Origin of the sequence: Pseudomonas sp. R37(2017), from assembly GCF_002113375.1 — a bacterium.
Taxonomy (GTDB): domain Bacteria; phylum Pseudomonadota; class Gammaproteobacteria; order Pseudomonadales; family Pseudomonadaceae; genus Aquipseudomonas.
Window position 1 is genome coordinate 114,437 of sequence record NZ_NEHO01000001.1, and the last position, 13,755, is coordinate 128,191.

General features: G+C 60.9%; 12 protein-coding genes. 9 read left to right on the plus strand and 3 right to left on the minus strand.

Annotated features, from left to right (window positions below; genetic code table 11):
* Positions 1–10: 10 nt before the first annotated feature.
* Positions 11–1,429 carry a 3-isopropylmalate dehydratase large subunit gene (gene leuC / locus CAG47_RS00570; RefSeq protein ID WP_085722989.1) on the minus strand — a complete coding sequence of 473 codons (1,419 nt, stop codon included), beginning with the start codon at positions 1,427–1,429 and terminating at the stop codon, positions 11–13.
* A gap of 148 nt (positions 1,430–1,577) precedes the next feature.
* On the opposite strand from leuC, the gene CAG47_RS00575 reads away from it, so the two are divergent.
* From CAG47_RS00575 to CAG47_RS00615, 9 genes are all read left to right on the plus strand, one after another.
* A complete protein-coding gene (locus CAG47_RS00575; protein WP_085722990.1) occupies positions 1,578–2,468 on the plus strand; it encodes a LysR family transcriptional regulator in 891 nt (296 codons plus the stop codon).
* 65 nt (positions 2,469–2,533) lie between these two features.
* Positions 2,534–5,812, plus strand: a complete 3,279-nt coding sequence (locus CAG47_RS00580) for a PAS domain S-box protein (RefSeq protein WP_085722991.1) — start codon at positions 2,534–2,536, stop codon at positions 5,810–5,812.
* A 149-nt stretch (positions 5,813–5,961) separates the two neighbouring features.
* Positions 5,962–6,228, plus strand: coding sequence for a PAAR domain-containing protein (locus CAG47_RS00585; protein WP_085722992.1), 267 nt, complete (start codon positions 5,962–5,964; stop codon positions 6,226–6,228).
* 128 nt (positions 6,229–6,356) lie between these two features.
* Positions 6,357–6,980: a CDP-alcohol phosphatidyltransferase family protein gene (locus CAG47_RS00590; protein WP_085722993.1), complete on the plus strand. Its 624-nt coding sequence runs from the start codon at positions 6,357–6,359 to the stop codon at positions 6,978–6,980.
* 10 nt (positions 6,981–6,990) lie between these two features.
* The gene (locus CAG47_RS00595) at positions 6,991–8,745 is read left to right on the plus strand and encodes a bifunctional alpha/beta hydrolase/class I SAM-dependent methyltransferase (RefSeq protein WP_085722994.1); all 1,755 of its coding nucleotides are present in this window, start codon (positions 6,991–6,993) and stop codon (positions 8,743–8,745) included.
* Complete coding sequence (locus tag CAG47_RS00600; protein ID WP_085722995.1) at positions 8,745–10,088, plus strand: phosphatase PAP2/dual specificity phosphatase family protein; 1,344 nt, start codon at positions 8,745–8,747, stop codon at positions 10,086–10,088. Before CAG47_RS00595 ends, CAG47_RS00600 begins: the two co-directional genes overlap by 1 nt.
* Positions 10,078–10,533, plus strand: a complete 456-nt coding sequence (locus CAG47_RS00605) for a hypothetical protein (protein ID WP_085722996.1) — start codon at positions 10,078–10,080, stop codon at positions 10,531–10,533. The genes CAG47_RS00600 and CAG47_RS00605 overlap by 11 nt, the downstream gene beginning before the upstream one ends.
* 9 nt (positions 10,534–10,542) lie before the next feature.
* Positions 10,543–11,163 carry a 1-acyl-sn-glycerol-3-phosphate acyltransferase gene (locus tag CAG47_RS00610; RefSeq protein ID WP_085722997.1) on the plus strand — a complete coding sequence of 207 codons (621 nt, stop codon included), beginning with the start codon at positions 10,543–10,545 and terminating at the stop codon, positions 11,161–11,163.
* Position 11,164: 1 nt separating this feature from the next.
* A complete protein-coding gene (locus CAG47_RS00615) occupies positions 11,165–12,097 on the plus strand; it encodes a phosphatidate cytidylyltransferase (RefSeq protein WP_085722998.1) in 933 nt (310 codons plus the stop codon).
* Positions 12,098–12,181: 84 nt separating this feature from the next.
* Here CAG47_RS00615 and CAG47_RS00620 read toward each other — a convergent pair whose 3' ends face one another.
* Positions 12,182–12,628, minus strand: coding sequence for an Hsp20 family protein (locus CAG47_RS00620; RefSeq protein ID WP_085722999.1), 447 nt, complete (start codon positions 12,626–12,628; stop codon positions 12,182–12,184).
* A gap of 130 nt (positions 12,629–12,758) precedes the next feature.
* Positions 12,759–13,718: a tRNA-dihydrouridine synthase gene (locus CAG47_RS00625; RefSeq protein WP_085723000.1), complete on the minus strand. Its 960-nt coding sequence runs from the start codon at positions 13,716–13,718 to the stop codon at positions 12,759–12,761.
* Positions 13,719–13,755: the final 37 nt, after the last annotated feature.

Here is a 13,755-nt window from a genome sequence, read left to right on the forward strand (position 1 = left end):
CTGCGCTCCTTTAAATCAATTCACGGACGTCGACGAAACGACCGTTCACAGCGGCGGCGGCGGCCATGGCCGGGCTGACGAGGTGGGTACGACCACCGGCGCCCTGACGGCCTTCGAAGTTACGGTTGGAGGTCGACGCGCAATGCTCGCCGGACTCCAAACGGTCCGGGTTCATCGCCAGACACATCGAGCAACCTGGCTCCCGCCATTCGAAACCGGCCTCGAGGAAAATCTTGTCCAGGCCTTCAGATTCGGCCTGCGCCTTCACCAGACCCGAACCCGGCACCACGATCGCCTGTTTGATGGTCGAGGCTACTTTGCGGCCCTTGGCGATCACGGCTGCGGCACGCAGGTCTTCGATCCGCGAGTTGGTGCAGGAACCGATGAACACGCGGTCAAGCTGAATGTCGGTAATCGCCTGATTGGCGGTCAACCCCATGTACTTCAAGGCACGAACGATGGAGTCGCGCTTGACCAGGTCCATTTCCTGCGCAGGATCCGGCACGTTCTGATCGACCGCCAGGACCATTTCCGGCGAGGTGCCCCAGCTGACTTGCGGCTTGATTTGCGCGGCATCGAGCTCGACCACGGTATCAAACACGGCATCAGCGTCAGAAACCAGGTCTTTCCAGGCTTCGACAGCCAGGTCCCATTCCGCGCCTTTCGGAGCGAACGGACGGCCCTTGACGTATTCCACGGTTTTTTCGTCCGCCGCCACCAGGCCTACGCGAGCGCCGGCTTCGATGGACATGTTGCAGATGGTCATGCGGCCTTCGACGGACAGCTCGCGAATCGCGCTGCCGGCAAACTCGATGGCGTGGCCGTTACCGCCGGCGGTACCGATCTTGCCGATCACGGCGAGCACGATGTCCTTGGCGGTCACGCCGAACGGCAATTGGCCCTCGACGCGCACCAACATGTTTTTCATCTTTTTGGCGACCAGGCACTGGGTAGCGAGCACATGCTCGACCTCGGAGGTGCCGATACCGTGAGCCAATGCGCCGAATGCGCCATGGGTCGAGGTGTGGGAATCGCCGCAGACCACGGTCATGCCCGGCAAGGTGGCGCCCTGCTCCGGGCCGATGACGTGGACGATGCCCTGGCGAACGTCGTTCATCTTGAATTCGACGATGCCGTATTCGTCACAGTTGTCATCGAGGGTTTGCACTTGCAGACGCGAAACCTGGTCGACGATGGCATCGATGCCACCCTTGCGTTCCGGCGTGGTCGGTACGTTGTGGTCCGGGGTCGCGATGTTGGCATCGATACGCCATGGCTTGCGCCCGGCCAGACGCAGGCCTTCGAAGGCTTGCGGCGAGGTCACTTCGTGAATGATGTGACGATCGATGTAGATCAGCGCAGAGCCATCGTCGCGCTGCTTGACCAAATGCGAATCCCAGAGCTTGTCGTAGAGCGTTTTGCCGGCCATCAGACGGTTTCCTCATCAGCTTGTTTCTATGCCCTGGGTCTTGAGTGACTCAATAACCCTTTGGCTTGTGAGGCTGATCCTATGGGGTTACATTAAATAACTCAAATTCATATTTTTTATGCTTTGAATAACTAACTGGAATGCAACCATGGACCTGGCCAACCTCAATGCATTTATTGCCATCGCCGAGACCGGAAGCTTCTCCGGCGCCGGGGAACGGCTGCACCTGACCCAGCCAGCCATCAGCAAGCGCATCGCCGGGCTGGAGCAGCAATTGAAGGTGCGACTGTTCGATCGCCTGGGTCGTGAAGTGGGCCTGACCGAGGCCGGGCGCGCCCTGCTGCCGCGGGCCTACCAGATTCTGAATGTCCTCGATGATACGCGCCGCGCCCTGACCAACCTCACCGGCGAAGTGACCGGCCGTCTGACCCTGGCCACCAGTCACCACATCGGCCTGCATCGTTTGCCCCCCTTGTTGAGGGAATTCACCCGACGCTACCCACAAGTGGCGCTGGATATTCAGTTCCTCGATTCGGAAGTGGCCTACGAGGAAATTCTCCATGGCCGCGCCGAACTGGCGGTCATCACCCTGGCGCCGGAGCCCCATGCGCTGGTCAAGGCCACCCCGGTGTGGGACGACCCGCTGGATTTCGTGGTCGCCCCGGAGCACTCACTGCTCAACAACGGCAAGGTCAGCCTGGCGGACATTGCCCGACACCCGGCGGTATTCCCCGGCGGCAATACCTTTACCCACCATATTGTGCAGCGGCTGTTCGAGGCCCAGGGCCTCACCCCCAACATCGCCATGAGCACCAACTACCTGGAAACCATCAAGATGATGGTCTCGATCGGCCTGGCCTGGAGTGTTTTGCCGCGCACCATGCTCGACGATCAGGTGGCGCGCATACCTTTGCCGGGCATACAGCTCACTCGCCAGCTAGGCTATATCCTGCACACGGAAAGGACGCTGTCGAATGCTGCCCGGGCCTTCATGGCCCTGCTGGACGCTCAACTCGATTCGCCAGGGACTCAAGGCTGACTTGTGCTACTCCTATAGAGCCGCGAACTCCTGTGCAAAACGCCCATTCAGCCTAAGGCTTGCCAATGCCCAAATCTGTTGATCGTATTCCACCCATGCCGCGCATACAGGCACTTGACCCGCAACACTCCGAACAGAGCTGGGAGAGTGCCTCGCAATTGTTGGCCGCGCTCAACGGCGCGCGCCTGGGTGCCTGGTATTGGGACATCGAGCGCGGGCAGATCAGCTGGTCGCGGGGTACGCAGGCGCTGTTCGGCTTCGACCCCCACAAACCGTTGCCAGCGGACCTGGAATACATCGACCTGTTGCCTCCGGAAGATCGCGCGAAAACCATTCGCGCGTTCCACGCGGTCATCGCTGGCGCGCCGCTGGAACAAATGATGCACCACCGCATTCGCTGGCCCGATGGCAGCCTGCACTGGCTGGAGATCAGCGGCAGCCTGTTGCCGGACAAGCACGGCAGGCCACGGATGATCGGTGTGATCCGTGAAATTACCCACCAGCGCCAGCGTGAACAAGCACTGAGCAGTTCCGAAAAACGCTTCGCCACCCTGTTTCACCTGTGCCCGAACATGGTCCTGCTGACCCGCCAGGAAGACGGCCTGATCTCCGAAGCCAACCAGTATTTCGAAAGCCTGTTCGGCTGGCCGGTGCAAAACGCCATTGGTCGCACCACCCTGGAACTGGGGCTGTGGGTGCACCCCGAACAACGGGCCGAACTGATCAAGGCCACCAAAGCCAAAGGCGACCTGGTCAGCATGGAAGTGCAATTTCGTGCCAGCAACGGCCAGATCCACGATGGCATCCTCAGTGCGCAAAAGGTCGAGCTCGAAGGCCAGCCCTATCTGCTGAGTACCTTCCTTGACACCACCGAACGCAAAATCGCCGAACAGGCCCTCAAGGACAGCCAGGAACGCCTCGACCTGGCCCTGGACTCGGCGCAACTCGGCACCTGGGACTGGCACATTCCCAGCGGCATGCTCTACGGATCGGCACGGGCCGCCCAACTGCACGGCCTGGACGCCAAACCCTTTCACGAATCCTTCGACGAATTCTTCGAAGGCGTGCCCGACGAAGAACGCGACACCATGCGCGACGCGTACCGCAGCCTGCGTGAAGGCCCGGCCGGCAACTACCAATTGACCTATCGCGTGCAATTGCCCGACGGCAGTTCGCGCTACCTGGAAAGCCGTGCCCGTCTCTACCGCGATGACAACGGTGTGCCGGTGCGCATGGCCGGCACCTTGCTGGACATCACCGACCAGGTGGAGCGCGAACAACGATTGGTTGCCTCCGAAGAAAAATTCGCCACGCTGTTTCAGGTCAGTCCCGATCCGATCTGCGTCACCCGCCAGGACTCTGGCCAGTTCATTGAAATCAACTCCAGCTTCACCCAGATCTTCGGCTGGAGTACCGCCGATGTGATTGGCCGCAGCGCCGACGAAATCGGCCTGTGGGACGCCTCGGCGAAAAGCCTGCGACGGATCGAACAAGTGATCCGCGAACAAGGCCTGAACAACGTGGCCATTCTCGTCCGCCACAAGGACGGACAGGTTCTGACCTGCGTGATTTCCAGCCGCCAGATCAGCGTCGGCGACCAGTCCTGCATCGTCACCACGCTGCGCGACATCACCCAGCAACAGCGCTCGGAAGCGGCGCTCAAGGCCAGTGAAGAGAAATTCGCCAAGGCCTTCCACTCCAGCCCCGACGCCATCACCATCACCGAGCGCGACACCGGACGCTATCTGGAGGTCAACGATGGTTTCTGCCGTCTGACCGGTTACCGCGCAGAGGAAGTGGTAGGCCGCACGGTGTACCAGGTCGGGATCTGGGCCGAAGAAAAACAACGCTCGGCGCTGCTGGCGGAATTGCAGATCAAGGGGCGGGTTCATCACCTGGAAATGCTCGGGCGCAACAAGCGCGGCGAACTGCTCACCGTCGAAGTGTCGGTGGAGCCGATCACCCTCAACGAAACCGCCTGCCTGCTGCTGACCGCGCGAGATGTCAGCCTGCTGAAAAACGCCGAAGCGCAGATTCGCCACCTGGCCTACCACGACCCACTGACCAATCTGCCCAACCGCGCCCTGCTGATGGATCGCCTGAGCCAGCAAATCGCCCTGCTCAAGCGGCATAACCTGCGCGGCGCACTGATGTTCCTCGACCTCGACCATTTCAAGCACATCAACGACTCCCTCGGGCACCCGGTGGGCGATACCGTGCTGAAAATCATCACAGCGCGCCTGGAGGCCAGCGTACGCATGGAGGACACCGTCGCGCGCCTGGGCGGTGACGAATTCGTGGTGCTGCTCAGCGGCCTCGAAGGTTCGCGCAGCGAGGTCAGCGATCAGGTTCGCGAATTGGCCGACACCATCCGCGAACTGCTGTCCGAACCGATGTTCCTCGACGGCCAGCGCCTGCAGGTGACGCCAAGTATCGGTATCGCACTGATTCCCGATCACGGCTCGACCCCGACCGACCTGCTCAAGCGCGCCGACATCGCGCTCTATCGCGCCAAGGACTCGGGCCGCAATACCGCACAGATGTACCAAAAGACCATGCAGAAGGCCGCGAGCGAACGCCTGCGCATGGAAACCGACTTGCGCCTTGCGCTTTCCCGGGGTGAATTTCGCGTGCATTACCAACCTCAGGTCGACGCCCGGGGTGACCGCATCGTCGGTGCCGAAGCCCTGGTGCGATGGAATCACCCAGACCTCGGTGCGCAGTCACCCGCCGAGTTCATCAAGGTACTGGAAGACAGCGGACTGATTCTGGAAGTCGGCACCTGGATCCTCGACGAAGCCTGCCAGGCCTTCAGGCAATTGATCGACGACGGCCTGGTCAATCCATACAAATTCAGCCTGTGCGTGAACATCAGCCCGCGCCAGTTCCGCCAGAACGATTTCGTCGAACGGGTCGAAAACAGCCTCGCCACCCACGGGCTGCCCTGCACGTTGCTGAAACTGGAAATCACCGAAGGCATCGTGATCCATAACCTGGAAGACACCATCAACAAAATGCGCCGCCTGAAAAAACTCGGCGTGAGCTTCGCCATGGACGACTTCGGCACCGGCTATTCCTCCCTGACCCACCTCAAGCGTTTGCCGGTCGACACCCTGAAAATCGACCAGTCATTCATCCGCGACGCCACCAGCGACCCGAACGACGCCGAAATCATCCGCGCCATCGTCGCCATGGCCCACAGCCTGGACTTGAAGGTGATTGCCGAAGGGGTGGAAACAGCAGAGCAACTGGAGTTCTTGCAGGGCTTGGACTGCCACTTCTACCAGGGGTATTTGCACAGTCAGCCGTTGCCGGTTGAGGCGTTTCAGTTATTGCTCAAATAGCCGGTGGGGGGGATCATTTTCACTCGCCAATCATCAGGTGACTTGATGACAGAGCAAACCTACACCGGATAAAGAAACGTCTGATTTATCTCCCTTATCGCCTCACCTAGCGTGCTCGTCCCTGCAGATCACACAAGGACAGATCAGGCATGAGGCGCCATCACATCACCGTCGGAGCCAACACCACTGCTGGCGGCACCGTGCGTACGGGCTGGGACTGCAGCACGACCAATGGCCAGGCCATGACCCGCGAAGGCGATGAGGTCGATTGCCCGAAATGCGCCAGCACCTGGACGATTGTCTGCGACGGCCCGCGTCTGATGGGTCTGTTGGAGGAGCGTAACTCCGCTCTGGACGGTGACCTGTGCAAGTGCGACTGGCCACGCCATGGACGAACCCTTGATCTTGCGCCATGACGACAGACGCACGTGCAATGACCCTGCCGCACTGTTCGAGCGGCTGCCCAGCCTCACTCCTGTCTCGCAAGATGCCATCTACACTCAATCACCGTTCCCTCACTGCCACTGGCCGAGACCCCATCAACGTGCCCAGCATCTACCAGATCAAACCTGCCTTCCAAAACCTCCTGCGCCCTCTGGTCCGACGCTTGTTCGACAACGGCACCACCGCCAACCAGATCACAGTGCTGGCGGGCATTGGCTCGGTGCTGGCGGGCGCGGTGATCGCCGGGTTCGTGCATCACCCCTGGGTGTTTGTACTGGTTCCCGTCTGGATGATCGTGCGCATGGCGCTCAACGCCATCGACGGCATGCTGGCGAGGGAATTCGGCCAACAGTCGCGCCTGGGAGCCTACCTCAATGAGCTTTGGGATATCGCCGCCGACTGTGCGCTGATCCTGCCTTTCGCCCTGGTACCGGATGTCAGCCTGGGGCTGGTACTGCTGGTGACACTGCTTGCTTTATTCAGCGAGTACAGCGGCGTGCTGGGGCCGATGATCGGCGCTTCGCGGCGCTACGACGGGCCCATGGGCAAGAGTGACCGGGCTTTCGTGCTGGGGGTCGTGGCCGCCGGCATCGCCATGGGCTGGATCAACGCTTTCTGGATCAATGGGGTGTTCGCGATCATCGCAGTGCTGTTGCTCTGCACCCTGGTAAACCGGGTCCGCCAGGGCCTCAAGGAAGTACAACAAGACGGCTCTTCAGCCTAAGGAATTGGCAATGCGCGAAGCTCGCCAACAGACATTCACCACCCATGATGGCGTGGAACTGTTTTATCGACACTGGCCTGGCATCCTTGCGCCGGACGAACCGCGCAAGGCCGTGCTGTTGTTTCATCGCGGCCATGAACACTCGGGGCGCATTGCCCACCTCGTGGATGAACTGGACTTGCCCGGCTACGACTTCTTTGCCTGGGATGCTCGGGGCCATGGCCTCTCGCCGGGCACTCGCGGCGACAGCCCGAGCTTTGCTTCCAGCGTGCGCGACGTGCAGACCTTCTGCGAGCACATTAAAACGACTTACCAGATAGACGAGGAAAATCTCGCAGTGATTGCCCAGAGCGTCGGCGCGGTGATAGTCGCCACCTGGGCCCACGATTACGCACCACGCATACGCTCGCTGGTGCTGGCGTCGCCAGCGTTCAAGGTCAAGCTCTATGTGCCCTTCGCCCGCCAGGGGCTGGCGCTGATGCGCAAGTGGCGCGGCAACTTTTTCGTCAACAGCTACGTCAAGGCGCAGTTCCTCAGTCACGACCCGCAACGCGTCGCCAGCTACGACAATGATCCGCTGATCACCAAAGCCATTTCCGTGAATGTCCTGCTCGGTCTCTATGAAGCCGCCGAACGGGTCGTGGCCGATGCGCAGGCGATTCAGTTACCCGTTCAGTTGCTGATCTCCGGTGCCGATTTCGTCGTGCATCGCCATCCCCAGGAACAGTTCTTCGATCGCCTGGGCAGCCTGCACAAGGAAAAACATGTGCTGCCGGGGTTCTTCCACGACACCCTGGGTGAAAAGCATCGCGGACCCGCCGTCGCCAGCGCACGCCGCTTCATCCTGCAGAACTTCGCCCAACCGAATGCCCGCCCTTCCCTGCTGGCCGCCGATCGCCTGGGCCTGACCTGCGCCGAATCCGAATCATTGGCCGCACCGCTGCCGCACAACTCCCTGCGCGATCTGTACTGGCGCATGACCCGCGCCAGCATGCGCCTGGGCAGTCAGTTGTCGTCGGGGATCAAGCTGGGGTTCGACACCGGGTTCGACTCCGGCAGTACCCTGGACTATGTCTACCGCAACACGCCCACAGGTACGTCCGCGGTCGGCCGCCTGATTGATCGCAACTACCTGAACTCCATCGGCTGGCGCGGCATTCGCCAACGCAAACTACATGTAGAAGAGTTGCTGCGCCTGACCATGCAGCAACTACGCGACCGGGGAAGCGAGGTGCGCATCGTCGACATCGCCGCCGGACACGGGCGCTACATTCTCGAAGCCTTGCAGGGTGTCAGCCCGCTGCCCGAGTCGATTCTGTTGCGCGACTACAGCGACATCAATGTGCGCGACGGCAGTGCGCTGATCCGCGAAAAAGGTCTGGAAGGGATCGCACGATTCGTCAAAGGCGATGCTTTCGACCGCACCGACCTGGCTGCACTGGAGCCCAGGCCGACGCTGGCGGTGGTTTCAGGTCTGTACGAGTTGTTCGCTGACAACCAAATGGTCAGCGCATCCCTCTCCGGCCTGGCCGACGCTGTGGAACCCGGCGGCTATCTGGTCTATACCGGTCAACCCTGGCACCCGCAGCTGGAGCTGATAGCCCGCGCCCTGACCAGCCACCGTGAAGGCCAGGCCTGGGTCATGCGCCGCCGCACCCAGGCGGAAATGGACCAATTGGTGGAGGCCGCCGGCTTTCGCAGGATCGATCTGCGCGTCGATGAGTGGGGCATCTTCAGCGTGGCCCTCGCGCAACGGGTGTCGTGATGCAGCACACTGCAACGGCGGCACGCGAGCCTGGCTTGCTCAAACCGGCAGTGCTCTGGCTATTGCTGCTGGCGCCGCTGTTCTTCAGCACCTATGGTTTCGCCACTTGGGTCACAGACCAACGCGACGATGTCGGCAGCCTGGTGTTCGATTGGGAAAACCACATGCCATTCTGGGCCTGGACCATTGTCCCTTACTGGTCCATCGACCTGTTGTACGGCTTGTCCCTGCTGCTACCCCGCAGCCGCGAGGAATTGAAACGCCATGCCTTGCGCCTGTTGACCGCGCAGGTGATTGCCGTCAGTTGTTTTCTGATATGGCCGCTGCGCTTCACTTTCGCCCGACCGGAACTGGATGGCGTTTTTGGCTGGTTGTTCGATGTCCTCGCCAGCTTTGACAAGCCGTTCAATCAGGCGCCTTCGCTGCACATCGCCTTGCTGGTGATCCTCTGGGCCTGCTATCAGCGGCACTTGCAGGGCATCTGGCGCACGGTGATGCATGGCTGGTTCGCCCTGATCGGGATCTCGGTACTGACCACTTACCAGCACCACTTCATCGATCTGCCCACCGGCGCGATGCTCGGCTGGCTGTGTGTCTGGCTATGGCCGCTGGAGGGTCCCTCTCTCCTGCAAACCGCGCGTCTTGCACCCCGGGGGAAACGCTGGAACCTGGCGTTGTATTACCTGCTGGGGGCTGCGGCTTTCACCGTCCCGGCTTTTTCCTTGGGGGGAGCCTGGCTCTGGCTGCTCTGGCCGGCGCTGGCGCTGCTGCTGGTGGCACTCAATTACGCCGTGCTGGACGCAGGAGGCTTTCAGAAGCACACCAATGGACGCCTGTCAGCCGCCGCCCGCTGGCTACTGGCCCCCTATCTGGTCGCCGCCTGGGTCAACTCGCGCCTGTGGACCCGCAAGGATCCAGATCCCGATCTAGTACTCGACAACGTCTGGCTCGGGCGCATACCGACTCGCCAGGAACTCAAGGACAGCGCCTTTACTGCAGTGTTCGACCTGTGTGCCGAACTCTCGTTCATCCCAGGTTCCGTCGCCTACCGCTCATTGCCCGTCCTGGACCTTACGGCACCAGACTCCGCGCAATGCGAAGAAGCAGCACTGGCCATCGAAAGCCTGCGCCAGCAAGGGCCGTTGCTGGTCTGCTGCGCCCTGGGTTATTCGCGCAGTGCCACTGCGCTGGCTGCCTGGCTGCTGCAGACCGGGCGGGCCGCCAGTATCGAGGAAGCCGTTACGCTGATCCAGCGTGCACGTCCAGGGATTGTCCTCGGTGCCCGTCATCGCCAGGTACTGGAACAACTATCGCCCAGCAGGGAGGACAGCCGTGTCTATTGATATGCAGTTGCAGGCAGCAGCCAGCCTGTTGCGTTGTGGTGGCTCGCTGGATCGACTCTCCAACGGCTTCACCTTGCTGGGCGCCTTGCTCGGTCTGAGCCAATACGTGGTGGCTACTCCAGGTAGTTGGCCTCTGGTTTGCAGCAGCGGACTACTGCTGCTCGGCCTTTGGCAGAAGTACTGGGCACTGCGGGTCGCTTTCGATGCCGATCTGTTCCAACGCCTTGCCCAGAGCCCAGCAGATCTTGGCGAGCGCACCCAGGCTCTGGACCAGACCCTGACTGCGCTTCACCTGCTGCCCGCCGAGCGCGCCGGCCGCCCCTGGAGCCAACGCGTCGCTGGCGCCCTCATGCTGTTGCGTCGCCAGGCATTGCTGGTGGCGGCGCAAGTCCTGTTGACCCTGGTGTTCATCATTGCCGGCCCCTGGTTGGCCGTTGCGGGATAAGGAGTTCTCATGCTGGAGCCCGTGGTTGCCACCCTCATCATCTCTGCCGCACGCCTCCTCACCGGCACGCGCAGCCTGTGGCTAGGTTGCGCACCGCAAGCGGTACAGCGCATCTATTTCGCCAACCACAGCAGCCATGGCGATTTCGTGCTGCTATGGGCCTCACTACCACCGAGCTTGCGTCGCATCACTCGCCCCGTCGCCGGGGCCGATTACTGGCTCAAAAGACCCCTGCGCCGGTACATCATCAACCGCGTATTCAATGGTGTGCTCATAGACCGTGAGCACAAGGATACTGCCGTCAACCCGTTACAGCCGATGCTCGATGCCCTGGCAAACGGCGATTCGCTGATCATCTTCCCGGAGGGCACGCGCAATCCAGAAGACGGCCTGCTGCCGTTCAAAAGCGGGCTGTATCACCTGGCGAAAAAGTACCCCCAGGCGCAATTGATCCCGGTGTGGATCGCCAACCTCAACCGCGTCATGCCCAAGGGGCGTGTGCTGCCGCTACCGCTGTTGTGCACCATCAGCTTTGGTACCGCGCTGAAACTGGACGCAGAAGAAAGCAAGGCGCAGTTTCTCGAGCGCAGTCGCGAAGCGCTGCTGAGCCTGGCTGAGGAGCATGCCTGACATGGACAGACAAACATTGATGTTGTTTGCCGGTATTGGCGCGTTTCTGCTTCTGGCCTCGCTGATCGGTTCCCTACTCAAACGACGCACCCAGGGCGTATCTAACCCGGTGATCGACAACCTCAACACCCGGATCAACGCCTGGTGGGTGATGGTACTGGTAATCGGGGCTGCCTTCTGGCTCGGTACCACTGCAGTGATCCTGTTGTTCTACACCGTGTCGTTCTATGCCCTGCGCGAATTCATGACCCTCATGCCGACCCGACGCAGCGACTATCCGGCACTGGTGGCGGCCTTCTACCTGGCGCTGCCGCTGCAGTACCTGTTGATTTACTACGATTGGTACGGGTTGTTTTCGATCTTCATCCCGGTCTACGTGTTTTTGCTGCTACCGATCCTGGCGTCCCTGGGCGGCGATAGCACGCACTTCCTCGAGCGCGCCTCGAAGGTCCAGTGGGGCCTGATGATCGCCGTGTTCTGCGTGTCTCACGTGCCCGCCCTGCTGACCCTGGACATTGCCGGTTATGAAGGTCGAAACCTGCTGTTGATCGCCTATCTGGTGATCGTGGTGCAAATGTCGGATGTGCTGCAGTACGTGTGCGGCAAGCTGTTCGGCAAACGCAAGATCGCACCAAAGCTGTCGCCTTCCAAAACTGTGGAAGGCTTTGTCGGCGGCATTCTGCTGGCCTCGCTGATCGGCTGCGCTTTGTGGTGGATCACGCCGTTCACTGCCTGGCAATCACTGCTCATCGCCTTGCTGATCAACTTGCTGGGGTTCGCCGGTGGCATCGTGATGTCGGCGATCAAGCGTGATCGCGGCGTGAAGGATTGGGGACACATGATTGAAGGCCATGGCGGCATGCTCGACCGACTGGACTCGGTGTGTTTTGCGGCGCCGATCTTCTTTCATCTAGTGCGCTACGGCTGGACTTGAGTCAAAAAAAGACCCCGACAAGTCGGGGTCTTTTGATGTCAGTCAACTGGGTAACGCTCACTCAGTCCGACCCCTGGCCATGACTCAGTGTTGCAAAGCCGGTTTCTGCGCCCCATTGATCGGGATGCGCTTGGCTTTCGCCTCTTCCGGAATCACCCGCAGCAGGTCGATGCTCAACAGACCGTTGCTCAGGCCGGCAGCCTTGATCTCGATGTGATCGGCCAGGCGGAAGGACAGCTTGAATGCACGCTGGGCAATGCCCTGGTGCAGGAAGGTCACGCCTTCGTTGGCATCACGTTTGCCACCACTGATGGTCAGCACACCCTTCTCGACTTGCAGTTCCAGGTCATCTTCCTGGAAACCGGCGGCCGCTACGACGATGCGGTATTGATCGTCACCGTGTTTTTCCACGTTATAAGGTGGGTAGGTGCTGCCTGGCTCATTGCGCAGGGCGGTTTCGAACAGGTCGTTGAAACGGTCGAAACCTACAGAGGAACGGAACAGTGGGGCCAGGGAAAATGCAGTACTCATAGTTCAAATCTCCTGAAAACAATCAGCAAGGTTTTTTGTCTCCGCGACCCGAATTCGGCATCGCGTACCCCTTAGATAGGGACAGCTGATTGCATTTCAAGAGATTGTTTTCTGCTTTTTTACAAAAGCTTCAGGCCGCTTCCGCCACCGGCAGCCCCAGCAAACGCGAGACATTATCCAGTTCGGTCTCACGACGCAGGACGGTGAAGAGCTCTACCGCCTCGGAATAATTGCGGGTCAGCATCGCCAACCATTGCTTCAGGCGACCCGGCGACTGGCGTGGCGTCATCTGCGCCTTGGCCTGCAACCAGAAATCCTGGATCAGTGGCAGTAGCTCGCTCCAGGTCATTTCCACGACCTCTTCACCGGCCCGGGCAGCGGCGATCTGCTTCGCCAGATCGGGGCGCGAAACCAGACCACGGCCAAGCATGATGTCATCCACGCCACTGATCTCGCGGCAACGACGCCAGTCTTCGACACTCCAGATATCACCATTGGCGAACACCGGCACCTTGACCACGTCCTGCACCCGTGGGATCCACTCCCAGTGCGCCGGGGGCTTGTAGCCGTCGACCTTGGTCCGGGCGTGCACCACGATATGTTCCGCTCCGCCTTCGGCCAGGGCCGTGGCACACACCAGCGAACCGTCCGGGCTGTCGAAGCCCAGGCGCATCTTGGCGGTGACCGGAATGTGCGCGGGGACGGCACGGCGGACGTGCTCGACGATCCGGTTGAGCAGCTCGGGCTCCTTGAGCAGGACCGCGCCACCACGGGATTTGTTGACGGTCTTGGCCGGGCAGCCGAAGTTCAGGTCGATCACCTCGGAACCCAGCTCGCAGGCCAGCGCGGCATTTTCCGCCAGGCACACTGGATCGGAACCGAGCAGTTGCACACGCAGCGGCACGCCGGAGGCCGTCCGGGCGCCGTTGAGCAACTCCGGGCCGAACTTGTGGAAATAGGCAGGTGTCAGCAACTGGTCGTTGACCCGAATGAACTCGGTCACGCACCAGTCAATACCACCCACGCGGGTCAGCACATCGCGCAGGATGTCGTCGACCAACCCCTCCATGGGCGCCAAAGCAATTTGCATGAAAAACACACTCGAGGAAAAACGTGCGGCAGTTTAC

Coding starts and splice junctions, on each gene's coding strand:
- leuC (WP_085722989.1), bottom strand. CDS start 1,429: ATGGCCGGCAAAACGCTCTACGACAAGCTCTGGGATTCGCATTTGGTC.
- CAG47_RS00575 (WP_085722990.1), top strand. CDS start 1,578: ATGGACCTGGCCAACCTCAATGCATTTATTGCCATCGCCGAGACCGGA.
- CAG47_RS00580 (WP_085722991.1), top strand. CDS start 2,534: ATGCCCAAATCTGTTGATCGTATTCCACCCATGCCGCGCATACAGGCA.
- CAG47_RS00585 (WP_085722992.1), top strand. CDS start 5,962: ATGAGGCGCCATCACATCACCGTCGGAGCCAACACCACTGCTGGCGGC.
- CAG47_RS00595 (WP_085722994.1), top strand. CDS start 6,991: ATGCGCGAAGCTCGCCAACAGACATTCACCACCCATGATGGCGTGGAA.
- CAG47_RS00600 (WP_085722995.1), top strand. CDS start 8,745: ATGCAGCACACTGCAACGGCGGCACGCGAGCCTGGCTTGCTCAAACCG.
- CAG47_RS00610 (WP_085722997.1), top strand. CDS start 10,543: ATGCTGGAGCCCGTGGTTGCCACCCTCATCATCTCTGCCGCACGCCTC.
- CAG47_RS00615 (WP_085722998.1), top strand. CDS start 11,165: ATGGACAGACAAACATTGATGTTGTTTGCCGGTATTGGCGCGTTTCTG.
- CAG47_RS00620 (WP_085722999.1), bottom strand. CDS start 12,628: ATGAGTACTGCATTTTCCCTGGCCCCACTGTTCCGTTCCTCTGTAGGT.
- CAG47_RS00625 (WP_085723000.1), bottom strand. CDS start 13,718: ATGCAAATTGCTTTGGCGCCCATGGAGGGGTTGGTCGACGACATCCTG.